Annotated in this window: 21 protein-coding genes; 7 read left to right on the forward strand and 14 right to left on the reverse strand. The window is 65.2% G+C overall.

The features are described from left to right. Position 1: 1 nt before the first annotated feature. Genes ACQY8M_RS33700 through ACQY8M_RS33710 form a run of 3 tightly spaced genes read right to left on the reverse strand, consistent with a single transcriptional unit; the run spans position 2 to position 2,458 of the window. Complete coding sequence (locus ACQY8M_RS33700; RefSeq protein ID WP_428665675.1) at positions 2-334, reverse strand: DMT family transporter; 333 nt, start codon at positions 332-334, stop codon at positions 2-4. Beyond that, complete coding sequence (locus tag ACQY8M_RS33705) at positions 331-1,371, reverse strand: glycosyltransferase family 2 protein (RefSeq protein WP_428665677.1); 1,041 nt, start codon at positions 1,369-1,371, stop codon at positions 331-333. Before ACQY8M_RS33705 ends, ACQY8M_RS33700 begins: the two co-directional genes overlap by 4 nt. Continuing rightward, a complete protein-coding gene (locus tag ACQY8M_RS33710) occupies positions 1,364-2,458 on the reverse strand; it encodes a class I SAM-dependent methyltransferase (RefSeq protein WP_428665680.1) in 1,095 nt (364 codons plus the stop codon). Before ACQY8M_RS33710 ends, ACQY8M_RS33705 begins: the two co-directional genes overlap by 8 nt. On the opposite strand from ACQY8M_RS33710, the gene ACQY8M_RS33715 reads away from it, so the two are divergent. After that, the gene (locus ACQY8M_RS33715; RefSeq protein ID WP_428665683.1) at positions 2,420-3,811 is read left to right on the forward strand and encodes a hypothetical protein; all 1,392 of its coding nucleotides are present in this window, start codon (positions 2,420-2,422) and stop codon (positions 3,809-3,811) included. The two genes, ACQY8M_RS33710 and ACQY8M_RS33715, sit on opposite strands and share 39 nt — an antisense overlap. Here the strand turns inward: ACQY8M_RS33715 and ACQY8M_RS33720 are convergent. From ACQY8M_RS33720 to ACQY8M_RS33745, 6 genes are all read right to left on the reverse strand, one after another. Then, a complete protein-coding gene (locus tag ACQY8M_RS33720) occupies positions 3,790-4,524 on the reverse strand; it encodes a serine/threonine protein kinase (protein WP_428665685.1) in 735 nt (244 codons plus the stop codon). The genes ACQY8M_RS33715 and ACQY8M_RS33720 overlap by 22 nt on opposite strands. Continuing rightward, positions 4,524-4,670: a hypothetical protein gene (locus tag ACQY8M_RS33725; protein WP_428665688.1), complete on the reverse strand. Its 147-nt coding sequence runs from the start codon at positions 4,668-4,670 to the stop codon at positions 4,524-4,526. The genes ACQY8M_RS33720 and ACQY8M_RS33725 overlap by 1 nt, the downstream gene beginning before the upstream one ends. A 167-nt stretch (positions 4,671-4,837) precedes the next feature. Beyond that, entirely contained in the window at positions 4,838-5,299 is a 462-nt protein-coding gene (locus ACQY8M_RS33730) for a PaaI family thioesterase (protein WP_428665691.1), read from the reverse strand. Then, the gene (locus ACQY8M_RS33735) at positions 5,296-5,739 is read right to left on the reverse strand and encodes an acyl-CoA thioesterase (protein ID WP_428665694.1); all 444 of its coding nucleotides are present in this window, start codon (positions 5,737-5,739) and stop codon (positions 5,296-5,298) included. The genes ACQY8M_RS33730 and ACQY8M_RS33735 overlap by 4 nt, the downstream gene beginning before the upstream one ends. Beyond that, entirely contained in the window at positions 5,736-6,578 is an 843-nt protein-coding gene (locus tag ACQY8M_RS33740; protein ID WP_428665697.1) for a VOC family protein, read from the reverse strand. The genes ACQY8M_RS33735 and ACQY8M_RS33740 overlap by 4 nt, the downstream gene beginning before the upstream one ends. Continuing rightward, positions 6,575-7,072 carry a MaoC family dehydratase gene (locus tag ACQY8M_RS33745; protein ID WP_428665699.1) on the reverse strand — a complete coding sequence of 166 codons (498 nt, stop codon included), beginning with the start codon at positions 7,070-7,072 and terminating at the stop codon, positions 6,575-6,577. Before ACQY8M_RS33745 ends, ACQY8M_RS33740 begins: the two co-directional genes overlap by 4 nt. 87 nt (positions 7,073-7,159) lie before the next feature. Here ACQY8M_RS33745 and ACQY8M_RS33750 point away from each other — a divergent pair, with 87 nt between their 5' ends. After that, positions 7,160-8,689: an adenylate/guanylate cyclase domain-containing protein gene (locus ACQY8M_RS33750; protein WP_428665702.1), complete on the forward strand. Its 1,530-nt coding sequence runs from the start codon at positions 7,160-7,162 to the stop codon at positions 8,687-8,689. 21 nt (positions 8,690-8,710) lie between these two features. On the opposite strand, the gene ACQY8M_RS33755 is transcribed toward ACQY8M_RS33750, so the two are convergent. Continuing rightward, the gene (locus ACQY8M_RS33755) at positions 8,711-9,871 is read right to left on the reverse strand and encodes an acyl-CoA dehydrogenase family protein (protein ID WP_428665705.1); all 1,161 of its coding nucleotides are present in this window, start codon (positions 9,869-9,871) and stop codon (positions 8,711-8,713) included. A 25-nt stretch (positions 9,872-9,896) separates the two neighbouring features. Here ACQY8M_RS33755 and ACQY8M_RS33760 point away from each other — a divergent pair, with 25 nt between their 5' ends. The 3 genes from ACQY8M_RS33760 to ACQY8M_RS33770 all read left to right on the forward strand — a co-directional run bounded on the left by ACQY8M_RS33760 (position 9,897) and on the right by ACQY8M_RS33770 (position 11,072). After that, positions 9,897-10,331: an acyl-CoA thioesterase gene (locus tag ACQY8M_RS33760; protein WP_428665708.1), complete on the forward strand. Its 435-nt coding sequence runs from the start codon at positions 9,897-9,899 to the stop codon at positions 10,329-10,331. A gap of 79 nt (positions 10,332-10,410) precedes the next feature. Continuing rightward, positions 10,411-10,614 (forward strand): (2Fe-2S)-binding protein, encoded by a 204-nt coding sequence (locus tag ACQY8M_RS33765; RefSeq protein WP_428665711.1) that lies wholly within the window; start codon positions 10,411-10,413, stop codon positions 10,612-10,614. Between the two features lie 89 nt (positions 10,615-10,703). After that, entirely contained in the window at positions 10,704-11,072 is a 369-nt protein-coding gene (locus tag ACQY8M_RS33770; protein ID WP_428665713.1) for a hypothetical protein, read from the forward strand. Positions 11,073-11,077: 5 nt separating this feature from the next. Here the strand turns inward: ACQY8M_RS33770 and ACQY8M_RS33775 are convergent, their stop codons facing one another. Together ACQY8M_RS33775 and bfr are read right to left on the reverse strand one after the other, a co-directional pair. Continuing rightward, positions 11,078-11,386 (reverse strand): copper resistance protein CopC, encoded by a 309-nt coding sequence (locus tag ACQY8M_RS33775; protein WP_428665716.1) that lies wholly within the window; start codon positions 11,384-11,386, stop codon positions 11,078-11,080. Positions 11,387-11,525: 139 nt separating this feature from the next. After that, a complete protein-coding gene (bfr, locus tag ACQY8M_RS33780; RefSeq protein ID WP_428665719.1) occupies positions 11,526-12,008 on the reverse strand; it encodes a bacterioferritin in 483 nt (160 codons plus the stop codon). Between the two features lie 406 nt (positions 12,009-12,414). On the opposite strand from bfr, the gene ACQY8M_RS33785 reads away from it, so the two are divergent. After that, a complete protein-coding gene (locus ACQY8M_RS33785; RefSeq protein WP_428665722.1) occupies positions 12,415-13,029 on the forward strand; it encodes a superoxide dismutase in 615 nt (204 codons plus the stop codon). A 14-nt stretch (positions 13,030-13,043) separates the two neighbouring features. After that, entirely contained in the window at positions 13,044-13,199 is a 156-nt protein-coding gene (locus ACQY8M_RS33790) for a DUF3309 family protein (RefSeq protein WP_428665724.1), read from the forward strand. Between the two features lie 46 nt (positions 13,200-13,245). On the opposite strand, the gene ACQY8M_RS33795 is transcribed toward ACQY8M_RS33790, so the two are convergent. Further along, on the reverse strand, positions 13,246-14,322 hold the full coding sequence (locus ACQY8M_RS33795; protein ID WP_428665726.1) for a lipid A deacylase LpxR family protein: 1,077 nt from the start codon (positions 14,320-14,322) through the stop codon (positions 13,246-13,248). A gap of 33 nt (positions 14,323-14,355) precedes the next feature. Next, positions 14,356-15,600, reverse strand: coding sequence for an MFS transporter (locus ACQY8M_RS33800; protein ID WP_428665728.1), 1,245 nt, complete (start codon positions 15,598-15,600; stop codon positions 14,356-14,358). Positions 15,601-15,759: the final 159 nt, after the last annotated feature.

Raw genomic sequence — 15,759 nt, forward strand, 5'->3', positions numbered from 1 at the left:
CTCATCCCTGGTTGATCAGCACGACACCGCCCATGATGAGCGCGATGCCGCCGATCTGCTTGATGCCGAACGGCTCGCCGAACAGGAAGTGGCCGAGCACGGCGACGATTGCATAGGAGAGCGAGACGCTGGGAAAGGCGACCGATACGGGGATCTTGCGCAGCGCGAAAATATAGAGGAAAGCCGCAGAGCCGTAGAGCGCGAGGCCCAGCAGCGTCGACGGGCGCAGCAACTGGCCCATGAGTGTCGGCGCGTCGGCACCGGCTTTCAGCAGCATCTGGCCGCCGATGCCGGTCAGGATGCCGATGCCCAGCACCACGTAATGGATCATCATCCCCCGGCCTCCGGTTGCGACGGCACGCGATAGGGCTGGCCCGCCGCCTGCGTATTGACGGGCGGACACTCGATCTCGAGCCCGTCGGCGCCGCGCCTGAATACCTGTCGGACCAGGTATTGCGGCTTGCGGTTGACGGCGAGGAACATGCGGCCGAGATATTCGCCGATCACCCCGACGACGATGAGCTGGACACCCGCGAGCACGAGCACGGCGACCATCAGCGACGCCCAGCCTTGCGGCGGCTTGTTCGAGGAGATCGCCTCGGCGAAGACGATGACCGCGGCCAGAGCGCCCAGCGCGCCGAAGGCAATGCCAAACAGCGTGGCGAAGCGCAGCGGAATCACCGAGAAATTCAGGAACATCGACAGCCACAGCCGGAACAGGCGGGCCAGCGTGTAGTTCGAGCGGCCCTCGCTCCGTGGCAAATGCTCGACCTGCAGGCGGCCGACATTCTGCGTCACCTGGAAGACCAGGCCGTCGACATAGGGAAACGGACCTTCGTAGCCCGCCGTGATGTGCTCGCGCACGAAGGCCGAGATGCAGCGAAAGGAAGAAAGGTAGAGGCCCTTGGGCTTGTCGATCAGGTGGTCGGCGCACCAGTTGGTGAAGCGGCTGCCGACGTTGCGCCAGGCGGCGTGTTTCTTCTCGGCGTAATAGGTGTAGACCGCGTCGTAGCCGCCATCGCGCGCGTATTCGAACAGCCGTTTCACCTCGGACGGCGGGTTCTGCAGATCGTCGTCCATGGTGATGGCGAAGGCGCCGCGGGCACGCGCAAGCCCCGCCATCACCGCATTGTGCTCGCCGAAATTCCGGCTGAGGCTCAGCACGGTGACCGGCGCGCCAGGCTCGGCGGCGAGCTTCTTGCAGACATCGAGACTGTTGTCGGGACTGCCGTCGACGGCCAGCACGATCTCCAGCCCGCCCTGGATGTCGAGCGCGCGCAGGGCGGCAACCAGTTCGCCGACGGTCGCCGCGCCGTTGTAGACCGGCACGACGATGGACAGCGCGGGGGCGGAAGCAGGGACCTCAGCCACGGCGCGCCGCCACGATCAGCAGCGATCCGCCGAACGGCAACGGCACGCCGGCTGCGATGACCGTCCGCTCGACGGCGAGGGCCACCGAGAAAAGCGCGTCGAGCCAGCGCGGAAAGTCGCGCACGTCGCTGTCGGCATCGTCGCGTTCGGTCAGGCGGTGGAGAAGCATCAGGGGAAACAACAGCGTATTCCAGTAAGTGGCCTTGAGGATCTTGAACCCATGGCCGGCCAGCAAGGCGCGCGCCTGGCCGCGGGTGAAGCGACGGACATTGTGCACGCGCCGGTCATGCGTCGACAACATCCAGCCATAGGCCGGCAGATTGAACAACGCGATCGCGCCCGGCTTGAGGCAGCGCCGCGCCTCCATCACGGCGCGTTCGGGGTCGACACCGCCATGGCAGAGCACATCCAGGGAAACGTAGCCATCGAGCGCGCCGTCGCCCAGCGGCATTTCGTTGACCGAGCCCGACGCGACCGGACAGCCAGATTTGTTGCCGGCCATCGCAGCAGCAATGGGGTCGAATTCCAGCCCTATGGTCGGACGGCCGGCGATCGAGCCTCCGAGCCGCGCCAGCATGCCGCCGGTCCCGCAACCTGCGTCGAGCACCGGCCCGGTCCCCTCACGGCACTCCAGGGTCCGCGCCAACTCCTGGCGCACGAGCGTCCGCAGGCCGCGATACCACCACATGCGATCCTCGACCGCGTGCATGCGTTCGTATTCAGCCCGCTCCACGTCCTCGGCCGTCTCCCCTCCTTCCTCCCTGCGCGCGGCGCGGGGGAGGAATTCAACGTGTGCCCATATCGCAGCTCGCAACGCAAGGGGAGGAATGTCGATCGGTGCTTGTGATATCTTCACCGTGCCTTGCCAACCGCTGCCGCCAAACCGCCCCTCCTTTCGCCACGCCTCGAGCGGCTGCTGCTGGCGCCGCTGTTCGTCCTGCCGATCCTGTGGCTCGCCGGCTATTTCTTCCCGCCGCTCAATCACGATGTAGCGGCCATCCTCGACGTCTCGGCACGCTGGGTGGGTGGTGAGAAGCTTTATGTCGAGGTGATCGACGAGAACCTGCCGCTCACCTTCATCGTCCATGCCCTGCCCGTGCTCACGGCAAGACTGGTGCACGGCAGCGTCCCGTTCTGGTTCACCGCCTGGGTGGTGGCGGGCATCGCCGCGTCCTTCTACGCCTGCAGCCGCCTGGTCCGGACAGTGCCCTCGGCCGACCATGCGCTGACCGAGGCGCTATTTCCGCCGGTGCTTCTGTTCCTCTTTACCGTCCTGCCCAACGAGCATTTCGGCCAACGCGAGCACGTCATGTTCGTGGCTTCCGCGCCTTACCTTTTAGCGTCGATGGCACGCGCCGAAGGGGTCCACCCATCGCGCATCAGTGCGCTGGCCATCGGGCTGACGGCCGGCCTGTTCCTGGCGATGAAGCCTTACTACCTGGCCATTCCCGCCGTCGTGGAGATCTTCCTGCTGACCCGTCGCGGTTGGCGCGCGACTTTCACCGACCTGATCCCATGGTCGATCTTCGCGGTCGCGCTGGCGCATCTCGTCCTGATGTACACGGTGTTCTCCGAATTCGGCCGTTTCGTCATGCCGCTCGCCGTGGAGTCCTATGCGCCGATCGGCGATTCTGGCTGGCGGCAGGTCCTGACCAGCAATGTCATGGCACCGACCCTGGTCGCGCTGCTGATCTTCGGCGCCTTCGCGATCTTCCTCACCCGGGCGCTCGCCGCCCGGGCCCTGCTGGCCTTCGGGATCGGCGCAGCACTCTCTGCCATCGCCCAGGCCAAAGGCTGGCCCTATCACGTGCTGCCGGCGCTGTCGGCGGCGATCCTGCTCGCGACCTTCACCCTCTCCCAGACGATCGACCGCTACCTGCCGATCAGCCGGAGCCTCCATCGACTGCCGGTCGCGGTGATCTCGGCGACCCTGATGGTGCTGCTCTATTTCCAGGCTGCGCTCTATACCCCGCCGTTCTACAAGCAGCTCCAGTACGAGGATTCGATCGGCGGCATCCTGCGCCACATCGTCGAGCAGAACGCGCCGCACCGCACGATCATGGCGCTGTCGCCCGGCATCTACCCGTTCTGGCCGATGCTGAACTACATCAATGGACGCATGACCATGCGCTTCCTGACGATGTGGGTGCTACAGGGCGTCTATGCGGACTGCGAGGACTTCCCCGCCCTCTACAACGCGCCCGACACGATGGGCGACACCGAGAAGTTCGTGTTCGACGCCGTGTCGGAGGATTTCGCCAAGGGCCAGCCGGACCTGCTGATCCTCGACACCATCCCCGGCATGCCGCGCTGCCAGGGCAAGGTGTTCGACTATCTCGAGTACTTCCAGCAAAACAAGGTCTTCGCCGACGCCTTCGAGCGCTACGAGCATCTCATGGACGTCGATCGCTACAGGATCTACCGCAAGAAGAAGCGCTGATCGGGAGTGAACTCCGACGGTGTGGCGAAGCAGTCGAGCAGCCAACGGCGAATCGCCGCCGGCAGGCCGGCATCCCGCACCAGGGCAGCCTCCCGCCGCAGCACGTCACCCAGGGCCATGTTGCGATAGGGAAAGATCGAGTGACCGCAGATCATCTCCCACAGGATCATGCCGAGCGCCTGCAGGTCGTAGCCCTCGTAATGTAGCCGCTCCTCGGCCGGCAGATCGCCGGTCCGCTTGGCCATGCCGAAATCGATCACGACAAGCCTGCCGTCGGGCTCGATGAAGACGTGATCGAGCGACAGGTCGCGATGGGCTATTCCCACTCGATGGAGCGCCGCGATCCAGTCCGCCAGTGCCTTGGCCCGTCCAAGCACCATCGCAAGGTCACGGCCCTCCGGCGAGCGGGCGATCTCACGCAGGCTCCGCCCATGAACGTGTTCGCAGGCATGGAAGATCTGGCCATCGTCGGTGCTGGCGGCGACGAGTGCCGGGACGCCCGGCTGGCCGGCCAGCGCCTGCAGCATATCGATCTCGCGGCCGAAGTTGCGGCGCACGCCGGCCGAACGCGAGGTCAGGAGCTTGACGAACACCTCCCGCCCGGTGCTGTCCTGCCGTGCGGGGAAGACAAGGGAAAACGGTCGCCGCCGCACCGGTCCGTGCGGACGCAGGCCGTGCGGCGCCAGCCGCCGCTCGAGGGGGCCGAGCGACATTAGTCGAACAACCGCTCGGCGACCGGCAGCCCCGGCGTCTTGCCGGCAGGCATGAGCATTCGCATCTGCCCGCGGTGCTCATGCACGCGATGGAACCGCACTCCGTTTTCGAAGCCGTGGAAGACGAACAGGATCATGTCGATCATACGACCCCCCGTCGTCATCAGATGACGGACGGCGAACCGAATGTTCTCTTCTTGGCTTGGGGCCATGAGGCACTCTCTCCCGCAGGTTGCGTGAGGGAAAAGCTACACTTGGCCTTTCTCGTCGCAAGTTTGAGAGTGTTTCGTAGGCTACGTCGCAAATTCGTAGGCTAGCCGCCCCAGCGCCCCATCACCTTGTCGCGCATTTCCGCGGGAATCCTGTCGATCTCCGGCACCTTGAACACGCCCGAGGCGATCAGGACTATTTCACCGTTACAAACGAGATCGCAGCTGCAGAAACAAAGGTTGACCGTGCGCCGCGCGACCCGTGCGGTGCCCTCGAGCCACTGGCCGAGCTTCGCACCGCGTACGAACTCGGTGCTCATCGACACGGTCGGATGCGGCCAGCGGATGCCTGTGGCATGACCCGAGCCAAGCCCCATCACCATGTCGGCAACGGTGACCAGCAGGCCGCCATGCGCCCACCCCATCGGATTGCCGTGACGCGGCTCGAGCGGCAGGCCGATGCGCAGCTTCTCGCCTTCGGCCTTCAGCCAGAGCGGGCCGACCAGCGCCACGAAATCGTCGGGGAGGTGCAGCGCCTTGAAGCCGTCCGGGATCTGCGCGCTCATGTCGGCATGCCATCCTTCGAGACCGCGAGCTTTTCGAGCGCAGCGCGCACGGCGGGATCGAATGGCGTGCTGCGGTGCGTTTCCTCGTTGAGCGACACCATGATGACCTTCTGCACCGCCGTGCAATGGCCGTCCGAATCGAACAGGCCCTGGCCGATCACGACCTTGCGCTCATGCGCCTCGACGAGACGCGCGCAGGCGGTCGCCGAGCCGGGGAAGAACATCTGGCGCTTGAAGTCGGCCTCGATGCGGCCGATGACCAGGCGGAAGCGCGGCAAGCCCGAACGCACGATCTGGCGCAGGTAGGAGACGCGCGCGTTCTCCAGCAGCTCGATGAACGAGCCGTTGTTGATATGGCCGTTGGCGTCGAGGTCGGCGAAGCGAAGATGCTCGGACGTGGCGAAGCCGTATATGCCACGGTCGGCGAGATCGAAGGTCATTGCACGAATTCGATGGTCAGGTGGGCGGCTTCGGAGGGCGGAACGAGCAGACGCGCGGCATCGGGCTTTACGGTCTTCACACCGTTCTTGGCCAGCAGCGCCTCGCAGGCGGAGAGGCTGTCGACACGGATGCCGAGCAACGCCGGGTGGTCGCCCGGCCGCACCGGCGTGATGCCGGGATACCGCGCGGCGTAGTCCGCACGCGTGAGGTAGCGAATCGGCTGCGTGCCGGTATCCGCCACCAGCCCCTCGCCATCGCGTTTCACCGAACCGGCGCCGAAGTACTTTTCCAGTTCCGGGATCCACTTCGCCGGCTGCTCCGCGATCACGGTGACGCCGGCGATGCCGCGCGCGCCGTTGGGATGCTTCGCCCATTCGGCACGATAGACGAATTGCGGTGTGACATGCTCGCAGACGAAGAAGCCGACCACGGGCATGTTGGTCTTGGGGATGCGCACGGTGCGGAACTGCGCCTGCTCGGTCCTGCCCGCGACCTCGACCGCCCGGTCGAAGGACAGCGGCGCGTCGGGATTGAGGCCGGCCGCCTTGAACGCGTCGAACGCCAGGTCGGCACCGTCGGTCGCCAGCGCCACGTTGGCCAGCCCGCCGCCGTCCTTCAGCCATTCGCGGCGCTCGGCATTGAACGGCGTGTCCTGGACGATGCCCAGGATCTCGAAATAGTCGGTGTCGAAGATCATCAGATGGTTGGCCGTGCCGAGCTTGGTGTGGAAGCCCCTCGGCTGGACCTGGAAGCCGAGCCTTGTGTACTGCGCCTGGGCCGCATCGATGCCGTCGACCATGACCACGACATGGTCGAGGCCCTTCACCGCCCGCTTCATTGCGGTCTCCGCCGCACCATGTTGATGCCCTTGGTCGTCATCACGACCTCGCCCTTCTGGTTGGTGACCGTCCACTGCTCGTGGATCACGCCCATTGTCGGCCGGCTCTTCGACGGCACCTTGGCCGCACACTCGACCCAGCCGGTCAGCGTGTCGCCCGGCCGCACCGGCTTCAGCCAGCGCAGCTCGTCGACGCCGGGCGAGCCCAGTGCCGTGCGATGGTCGACGTAGTTGTCGACGAACAGCCGCATCATCTTGGAGGCGATATGCCAGCCCGAGGCGATGAGGCCGCCGAACATCGAGGCCTTCGCCGCCTCTGCGTCGACATGGAAGCTCTGCGGATCGAATTGGCGGGCGAAGTCGACGATCTCCGGCTCGGTGAAGGTCGTGGAGCCCAACGGGAATCTCTGTCCGACCTGGTAGTCATCCCAATAACGCGGTGGCGCGGCCGTCTGCATGGCCAGCGTCATCGCAGAGCCCGGGCGGTCCTGCAAGCCGCTCCTATGGAAAGCGGCGAGTCGCTCGGATAGCCTGCAGGACGAGGGCATCGCGCCATGGAAGACTCTCCCCTGGTCAGACGGTTGACCGCGATCGTCGCCATCGATGTCGTGGGTTTCAGCGCCATGTCCGCACGCGACGAGGAGCAGGCGCTCGGCCTCCTGCGCGAGCGGCTCGGCACGACGACGGCCGTCATCCGCCAGCGGCGCGGCCGCGTGTTCAAGGAGACCGGCGACGGCGTGCTCGCCGAATTCGCAAGCCCGGTCGAGGCCGTGCGGGCCGCGGCCGAGATCCAGCAGGCGATGCACCAGGCCAATGCCGTGGCCACCGCAGAGCGCCAGCTCAGCCTCCGCATCGGTGTCAATTTGGGTGACGTCGTGGAGAGCGGTGACGACCTGATGGGCGACGCGGTCAACGTGGCGGTCCGGCTGGAAGCGCTCGCGCCCGTCGGCGGTGTTTGCTTCTCCCGCGCGGTCCAGGAGCAGATTGTCGGCAAGCTGCCATGGCCCGTGACCGACCTCGGCGATCGGCAGATCAAGAACATCCCGCGACCGATCCGCGTCTACGGCCTTTCCCTCGATGGCGTCGCGCCGGTCATCAAGCGCACCACCAGGCGCTCTGTGCAGGTGGCATTGGCCAGTGTCGTTGCCCTCGCCAGCCTGGCGGCGGGCGCTGGCACCTTCTTTCTCACCCGCCAGCCCGCCCCTGCACAACACATCGAACAGGCGGCCGTCGCGGCCGTTCCTCCTGCCCCGCCTTCATCGCGAATCGCCGCCGCCCCGGCTGTATCGCGACCGTTCCACGCATCGGAAATCCCCTTCGTCAGCCAGCAACGGCGGCGGCAATTCGAGGCGTACAGCCGCGCCGAGGGCGCCAAGGCCCTGGCGATCAGCGCGCGCGGCGTATCGGCCTATGTGACGCGGCGGATCGACGACGAGACGGCCCGCAGGCTGGCGGTGGACGAATGCAACAAGGCCGTGCAGCGCGAGACGGGCGCCCTTCGCGACCCGGATCGCTGCTCCACCTATGCGGTCGGCAACGAGGTCGTCTGGACGTTCCGCCCGCCGCCCACGCCGGCGCCGCCGTATCGTCCGGCGGCACAGCAGGCTCCCGCGCTCGGCCTCGACCTCGCGAGCGCGCCCCTGCTCACCGACAAGGCTCGCAAGGATCTGGCCGAGACCTATGCAAAGGCCGACGGCAGCCGGGCGCTCGTGATCGGCCGGCGCCGCGCCGAATTCTGGATGCCGGGCGATAGCGACACCGACGCGATGCGGCGAGCGTTGCAGGTGTGTGGTCATGGAACCGGCCGCCCATGCGTCGTGCTGGCGGTGAACGGCGATCTCGCCGTACGCCCGCTCCAGCGTTATCGCGCCGTCGAGGTGTTCACGCCGCAGGACATGGCCGACGCCGAGCTCCACGCGGCGATCGGGCGCTATCTCGTCGCCGACGATTGGCGCGCCGTCGCGGTCGGCCGCAACGGAAAGGTCGGCATCGTTTCCGGCCGGTCCAGCGAGGCCATCGCGGCAGGCGATGCGTTGAGGGACTGCGTGCGCGCCGGCGGCACGGAGTGCGCCGTCACCGCGGTCGGCTCCTTCCTGGTCGCACCGAAATAGCGGCGATCAGTCCGACAGGGCTCAGTCCGACAGGGCCTGGCCGAATCGCTTGGCGACCTCCTCCAGCATGACCTCCGAGGCGCCGCCGCCGATCGCCTGGACGCGGGCATCGCGCGCCATGCGTTCGACCGCCGTCTCGCGCAGGAAGCCGGCGCCGCCATGGAACTGCACGCAGTCGTAGAGCACCTCGTTCACCAGGTCACCGGCCAGCGCCTTGACCATCGAGACCTGGGCCACGCAGTCGGTGCCTTGCGCATCGAGCCAGGCGGTGTGATGCACGAGCTGGCGCGCCGCCTCGACCTCGGCCAGACGGCGGGACAGGCGCTGGCGGATGGCCTGCTTCTCCCACAAGGGCGCGCCGAAGGCGGTGCGCTGGTTGACATAGTCGAAGGTCAGCCGGATCGCCTCGCGCGCCTCGGCCATCGCCATGGCGCCGATCACCAACCGCTCGGTCTGGAAGTTGGCCATGATCGAGTAGAAGCCGCGGTTGGGCTCGCCGAGCACATTCTCGGCCGGCACCCGGCAATCCTCGAACACCAGCTCGGCGGTGTCGGAGCAGAGCCAGCCGGTCTTGTTCAGGGCGCGGCCGACGCGGAAACCGGGCGTGCCCTTCTCGACGATGAACATGGTGATGGCGCGCGAGCCCTTGGCCTCCGGGTCGGTGCGGGCGGCGATAAAGTAGAGGTCGCCGTGCACGCCGTTGGTGATGAACATCTTGGCGCCGTTCAGCACGTAGTGGTCGCCGTCGCGTACCGCCCGCGTGCGGATCGACGCGACGTCGGAGCCCGCGCCGGGTTCGGTGACACCGACCGCCGTGATGGTCGAGCCGGCCATCACGCCCGGCAGGTACTTCTCGAGCTGGCGCCGGGTGCCGAAGCGGATCAGGTGCGGGCTCGCCATGTCGGTATGCACCAGCACGGTGATGGCGAAGCCGCCGTGGGTCGAGCGGCCGACCTCCTCCGCCAGCACGACCGAGGCGCGGGCATCGAGGCCCGCCCCGCCCAGCGCCTCGGGCACCCGAAGGGAGAAGAAGCCGAGCCCGCCCATCTCGCGCAGGATCTCGCGCGGCACGAAGCCCGCCGCCTCCCATTCCGGTCCGTCGGGCTTCACCTTCTCCTCGACGAAGCGGCGGAGCTGGGCGCGGATCAGGTCGTGGTCTTCGGTGAAGATCGGATGTGTCATGCGGGCGAGATGCTACACTCCGGCCATGTCACGCGACAAACGCCTGCAAAACCGTGCCATTTATCCGCATTGGTGCAGCGATACCGTGCGCTTTTGCGACCAGGATGCGGCCGGCCACATCAATAATGTGGCAATTTGCGCCTATATGGAGACCGCGCGCCTCACCTTCATGCGCGACATGGGCATGATGGCGCCGCGCGAGGAAGGCGTGCGCGGCATCTCCGCCGGCATGACCATCTCCTTCCTGGCCGAGTCCCATTGGCCCGGGAAGATCGACCTCGGCACCGGCGTGCTCAGGGTCGGCAGCAGCTCCCTCACCGTCGGCTCGGCCGCCTTCAAGGACGACCTCTGCATCGCCGCCGCCGAGATGACGGTCGTCCGGCTCAAAGGCAAGGTGCCCCATCCGCTCGACGAGGGCTTCAGGCAGGCGCTGGAAAATTACAGGCTGAGAGGCCTTTAAGGCGCTTGACCAGATTGCGAATGCCTCTTACGTTCGTCGTGCGAGTAAGTCGCAACTGCGGGACGGAAACGCCAAAGACATGTATCTTTGCATCTGCCGGGCCATCCGGGAACGCGATGTCGATGCCGCCGTCAGAGCCGGCGCCCGTCGCCCAGTCGATGTCTTCCGCGCCTGCGGCCAGAACCCCCAATGTGGCAGCTGCGCCTCCGACATGCGCAAGCGGATCGACCAGACGATCGGCCGCGAACAGGCGGCCGCGCCCACGCTGATGGCCGCGGACTAGCGCAGCGGCGGCCTTGGCCGCCATGGACTTTGGCCCCCCGGAAAGGCAAATCTCCTCCGCGCCCATCTCGGGGCGATCAGAGGATTTTCATGCTCCGGACTCTGTCTTTCAGCGTTGCTTTCCTGTCGTTGCTCGGCGACGCCGCGCTCGCGCAAGAACAAACCCGCTTCCTGCTGGTGAACGGCACGAACTACCCGATCCGCGAACTCGTCGTCTCGCCTCACGACATGGGCACGTGGAGCCAGAACGTGCTCCGGGGTCCGGCCCTGAAGCCGGGCGAGCGGCGCGAAGTGGTCTTCGACAAGCAGATTTTCGACTGCAACCAGGACTTCAAAGTGGTGTTCGCCGACGACGCTTCGCAGGCGATCTGGCGCTATCTGAACATGTGCGAGCTGCAGAAGATCCGGCTGAACTTCGACCGCATGAGCGGCGTCACGACGGCGTCCTACGACGAATAGTGCCGCTACTGCTCGGCTGAGACCGAGAACGGGACTTCGCCCTCGAGCACTTCCGCTCCGGCCAAGGACCGGACGGACCAGTGAAAGCTGTAGGGGCCCGGCTGCAAGGGAAGGGCCATCGCGAACAGGACATTCGGCTCGGTCTTGAAGCGCGGGTGGAGCGTCCTGACGACCGCACCATCCCGTTTGATGAACATCAGTGAGCGAATGTGATCGACCGGACGATCAAAGCGGACGTAGAACTCTCCGCTGGCGTTCGTGAGCACGGCACGGTCGGCGGGCATCGTGTCCATCACCTTGGGCACCTGCGCCATGGCGGAACCGGCACCGCCGGCAAGGAAAGCCGCGAGAGCCCGGGCGGTGAAAAGTCGTCGTGCGATCATTCCCGAGCCTAACAAGGGCGGCAGCGAACATGAAGCGCCCTCGTTGAATTCTTGGCAGAAGCGACAGGCTTCAGCTGTCCTTGCCTTCGCCGATCTGGGTCTGAAGGTAGTTCTGCTCTCCGACCTTATCCATCAGGCCGATCTCGGTCTCGAGGAAGTCGATGTGCTCTTCGGCGTCCTCGAGAATGTCGACCACGATCTCGCGGCTGACGAAGTCCCTTTCCGCTTCGCATTTCGCCACCGCCGCCACCAGGTCGGTGCGCGCCGCGGTTTCGAGCTGGAGGTCGGCCTTCAGGCACTCGCCCACCGTCTCGCCGATACCGAGCCGACCGAGGTCCTGCAGATTGGGCAGGCCATCGAGCAGCAGGATGCGCTTGATCAGCCTGTCGGCGTGCTTCATCTCGCCGATCGACTCCTCGTAGATCTTCTTGCCAAGCCGCTCGAAGCCCCAGTGGTTCATCATCCGGGCGTGGAGGAAGTACTGGTTGATGGCAGTCAGCTCATTCTTCAGGAGCTTGTTCAGTTCGGCGATGATTTGTGGATTCCCTTGCACGACGAACCTCCTGACAATGAATGTTCGTCCTAGATACGCCCCGCCGCGCGCCGCGCAACCGAATCGCGCGCGACTGAGAAACGTTCGCGGTAATAATTTAGATCGCGCGCGACTGAGAACCGTTTGCGGGCTAGATTTGAAAAATTGCCTCACCGGAAGCGTTTCGTCCTATCCTCGCGCGCCGACATGGGAGGCTGGTGCGTTCAGCTACCGGAGTCCGAAGAACGACAGGATTGCCATCACGATCACGACCAGACCGACCAGATAGATGACGGCGTCCATGAGAAGTCTCCATAAAACGAGAACTTCCCGCCTAACGTCCACGTTTTGATCAAGGTTGCGCCGCCGGAACATCTTCCCCACGGCAGCGTTGAGCCTCAGTCCGGGGAAGCACAGGAGTCAAGTCATGCCATTGGACAAGCCAAAAGCCCCGTTTTCGCTCCCCAAGCTTCCTTACGAGGATAACGCGTTGGAACCGGTGGTTTCCGCCAAGACGATTTCTTTCCATCATGCCAAGCATCACAAGGCCTACATCGACAATCTGAACAGGCTCATTGCCGGCACGCCTTACGAGCAGATGGATCTCGAGGAGATCGTCAAGAAGTCTGCCGGCAACGATAAGGACAAGGGCATCTTCAACAATGCCGGGCAGGTCTGGAATCACAACTTCTACTGGGAGAGCATGGCGCCGAAGGGCGGCGCGCCGGCCGGCAAGATCGCCGATGCACTGAAGTCCAGCTTCGGCGGCATCGCAGAATTCAACGACGCTTTCACCAAAGCGGCAGTAGCGCAGTTCGGTAGCGGCTGGGCCTGGCTCGTGAAGGGCAAGGACGGCAAGCTCAAGATCACCACCACCAGCAACGCCGACACGCCGCTTGCGCACGGCGAGACGGCCCTGCTCGTCGCCGACGTGTGGGAGCACGCCTACTACCTGGACTATCAGAATCGCCGCCCGGACCACGTCAAGGACTGGGTGGAGAAGCTCGCGAACTGGTCTTTCGCGGAGAAGAACCTCAACTAGACAGGAGACTTGCGATGCTGGGCACCATCTTGCTGATCATTCTGATCGTGATCCTGATCGGTGCCCTGCCGACTTGGCCCCACAGCAGCGGCTGGGGTTATTACCCCAGCGGCGGCATCGGCCTGGTCCTGATCATCGTGCTCGTCCTGCTCCTCATGGGCCGGATATAGGGATACGGGCGCGCGAAGCAGCGCTTCGCGCGCCCGTTTCCCCCGCCTAGTACCTGAACGAGACGTTGAAAGATCCGAACTGGTTCCAGCGATCGCGCTCGAAGAACTCCGGAGATCGCAGGACCTGCGTGTAGCTGATGCGCACGCCCCGAAAGAGGATGGCGAGGCCCGCCTGGGCCTCGCCCACGAACGGTCGATGCGAGACACTCAAGCTGTCTCCATCGCTGTTGCCGTCGAGGAAGATGTTGCGGGCCACCGCCTCACCGCCGGCGCCGACGAAGAAATACCAGCCAAACCCCTCGCCGATGAATCCGTCCGATCCCGGCAGCGCCGGGCGGGGGCGGGGCGGTCCGAAGTCCTTGCGCAAATTCTTGCCGATCCGGAGCGTGCCGCCCGCGCTGGCATAGGTTGCCGCGTTGCCGAGCGCGAGACCGATACTCGGAATGACGTCATACTCGAGCAAGGGATTCTCGACAACCACACCCTGACTGGTTCGCCAGCGACGCTCGAAGGTGAGGCCGATCGTCGGCTCGTTGTGGAGCTGGTTTGACCAGCCGTTCGCCGTCGGTACGCCAATCAGCCTGTGGAACTTGTTCTGCACGAACTCGCCACCCGCCGCCGGACCAATGAGGCCGAGATCCAGCTGGAGCGTATCGAGTCGGACGGGGTCTTCCCTGTCGGTCTGGGGATTCCGCCGCTTATAGGTCTGTTGCAGGGCAAAGCTGGAATAGAGCCATGCGGCGTATGGCCGATCGTTGCGGATTGGAGCGGTGGTCTCCGTGTCCTGCGGCGTGTAGAGATTCTGGCCGATCGAGATTCCCACCCGGCGCGTCACCGACGAGACCGGGCCTTCCCCAAAGAAAGTGGGAAAAGTCACGAGACGTGCGAGCGAATCCGGCAAATCCGGCAGCGCCGGCGACAGCCAACCGAAGCGCACGCCGTTTGTGTAATCGCGGTCCGACTTGCCGATGCGGTTGAAGACGTCGTTCTCGACCTGAAATGTGAAGATGCTGCGCTGCTCGTCAGGACTTGGATGAGTGTCGATGGCCGGAAGTTGCGCTTGAGCGGCTCCTCCAACCAACATGAATGCCGCAATTAGGAGGACTCCGGACTTTACTGCCATCGGTTATGAACGAGTTTTGCGCCACAACGTTGCTCAGCGAGAATTTGCTGCCGCCTCCGGGTGCCAGAGATGATGTCGCCAGCGCGAGGCGATCAGAACGGTAAAGCCGATACCCACGAGGCTGAACACCGTACCCGTCACGGCAAAGCCGAAGCGCTCGATTAGCGGCCCGCTCAGCAACATGCCGAGCGGGAGGCCGTAGACGGCGAGCATGCGCACTCCCATCACCCGTCCGCGGAACGCGGGATCGGCGGTGCGCAACAGGATGACCGCCATCGGCACCATGCAGAAGCTCTGCACGAAGCCGATTGCAACCAACATCGCCTCGCCCCACAGCGGCACGGTGATCCAGGAGAAGACGAGGTTGCCCGTGAACCAGAGCAGCGCGCAGACGATCATGGTGCGCGCCGCCCGGATCCGGGCCCCGTTCGTGGCAAGCACGACCGATCCAGCGAGTGCGCCGGCCGCGAAGCAGGCGATGAGCCAGCCCATGCCGCGCTGATCGAGGGCGTAGATGTCCTTGGCGACGTGGGCCAGCAGCGAGCCGACGAACGGATAGGCCGCGAAGTTCATCAGGAAAGCCAGCAGCGTCGCCGCGCGCACGTCGGGCGTCGACCAGACATAGGCGAAACCTGCCTTGAGCGCCGCGAAGGGCGACAATACCGTCTCGCCGATCACGCGCAGGCGCCGGATGCCGACATTGAGCGAGAGCAGCAGGCTGGCAATGTAGACTAGGAAGACCGCAACATAGGCTACGCCCGAGCCCAACGTGGCGACGAGGGTCGCGCCCGAGAGGGCGCCGACGACGCGCGCCGAGTCGGCGGTCGTGCGCGACACGCTCATCGCGCGCATCAGCAGGTCGGACGGCATCGTCTCGCCGACCAGGAGATTGCGCATCGTGATGTCGGACGGACGCACCAGCCCCATCACCGCGCCGACGACGAAAACCACGGCGGGCGTGGCCTGACCGGTCAGGAACAGCGCCGCCAGGATCGCCGCGGCAACGATATAGGTGAGCCGCATCAGGCAGATCAGGTTGCGATTGCCGATGCGATCGCCGGCCATGCCGAAGAAGGGCGAGATCAGGGTGCCGAGGAACTGCAGCGAGCCGAAAACTGCCAGGGCCAGCACCGAACCGGTCGAAACCAGCACGAACCACCCAAGAATGACGCCTTCCATCTCGAAGGCCCAGGAGGCGAGCAGGTCCGCCGGCCACTGAAAGCGGAAGCTCCTGATCCGGAATGGAGCCAGCGCCGGTACGCGCTCGATAACAGTCACAGTCTTGTTCGTGTCCTCGCCGACGCTGTTCGCGCGCCTTGGGTGTGGCACCTTGTAGCCTCACCAGAGGCCACGCAACGAACTCCTCCTCATGCCGATACGGCGCCAAACGGGGAACTTCTGTTGGGAAGTCAATTGACAATTGTGAGTCGTGAATAT

The organism is Reyranella sp. (assembly GCF_965279465.1).
GTDB lineage: Bacteria > Pseudomonadota > Alphaproteobacteria > Reyranellales > Reyranellaceae > Reyranella.

Bases quoted from the DNA above. Each gene is read 5' to 3' on its own strand.
- ACQY8M_RS33770 (WP_428665713.1), top strand. From the start codon at position 10,704: ATGCTCCGGACTCTGTCTTTCAGCGTTGCTTTCCTGTCGTTGCTCGGC.
- ACQY8M_RS33785 (WP_428665722.1), top strand. From the start codon at position 12,415: ATGCCATTGGACAAGCCAAAAGCCCCGTTTTCGCTCCCCAAGCTTCCT.
- ACQY8M_RS33755 (WP_428665705.1), bottom strand. From the start codon at position 9,871: ATGACACATCCGATCTTCACCGAAGACCACGACCTGATCCGCGCCCAG.
- ACQY8M_RS33775 (WP_428665716.1), bottom strand. From the start codon at position 11,386: ATGGCGCAGGTGCCCAAGGTGATGGACACGATGCCCGCCGACCGTGCC.
- ACQY8M_RS33765 (WP_428665711.1), top strand. From the start codon at position 10,411: ATGTATCTTTGCATCTGCCGGGCCATCCGGGAACGCGATGTCGATGCC.
- ACQY8M_RS33790 (WP_428665724.1), top strand. From the start codon at position 13,044: ATGCTGGGCACCATCTTGCTGATCATTCTGATCGTGATCCTGATCGGT.
- ACQY8M_RS33710 (WP_428665680.1), bottom strand. From the start codon at position 2,458: ATGGACGATGAAGGTGAGCGGCAGGTTCTCGTCGATCACCTCGACATA.
- ACQY8M_RS33740 (WP_428665697.1), bottom strand. From the start codon at position 6,578: ATGAAGCGGGCGGTGAAGGGCCTCGACCATGTCGTGGTCATGGTCGAC.
- ACQY8M_RS33760 (WP_428665708.1), top strand. From the start codon at position 9,897: ATGTCACGCGACAAACGCCTGCAAAACCGTGCCATTTATCCGCATTGG.
- ACQY8M_RS33700 (WP_428665675.1), bottom strand. From the start codon at position 334: ATGATGATCCATTACGTGGTGCTGGGCATCGGCATCCTGACCGGCATC.
- ACQY8M_RS33795 (WP_428665726.1), bottom strand. From the start codon at position 14,322: ATGGCAGTAAAGTCCGGAGTCCTCCTAATTGCGGCATTCATGTTGGTT.
- ACQY8M_RS33720 (WP_428665685.1), bottom strand. From the start codon at position 4,524: ATGTCGCTCGGCCCCCTCGAGCGGCGGCTGGCGCCGCACGGCCTGCGT.
- ACQY8M_RS33730 (WP_428665691.1), bottom strand. From the start codon at position 5,299: ATGAGCGCGCAGATCCCGGACGGCTTCAAGGCGCTGCACCTCCCCGAC.
- ACQY8M_RS33735 (WP_428665694.1), bottom strand. From the start codon at position 5,739: ATGACCTTCGATCTCGCCGACCGTGGCATATACGGCTTCGCCACGTCC.
- ACQY8M_RS33725 (WP_428665688.1), bottom strand. From the start codon at position 4,670: ATGATCGACATGATCCTGTTCGTCTTCCACGGCTTCGAAAACGGAGTG.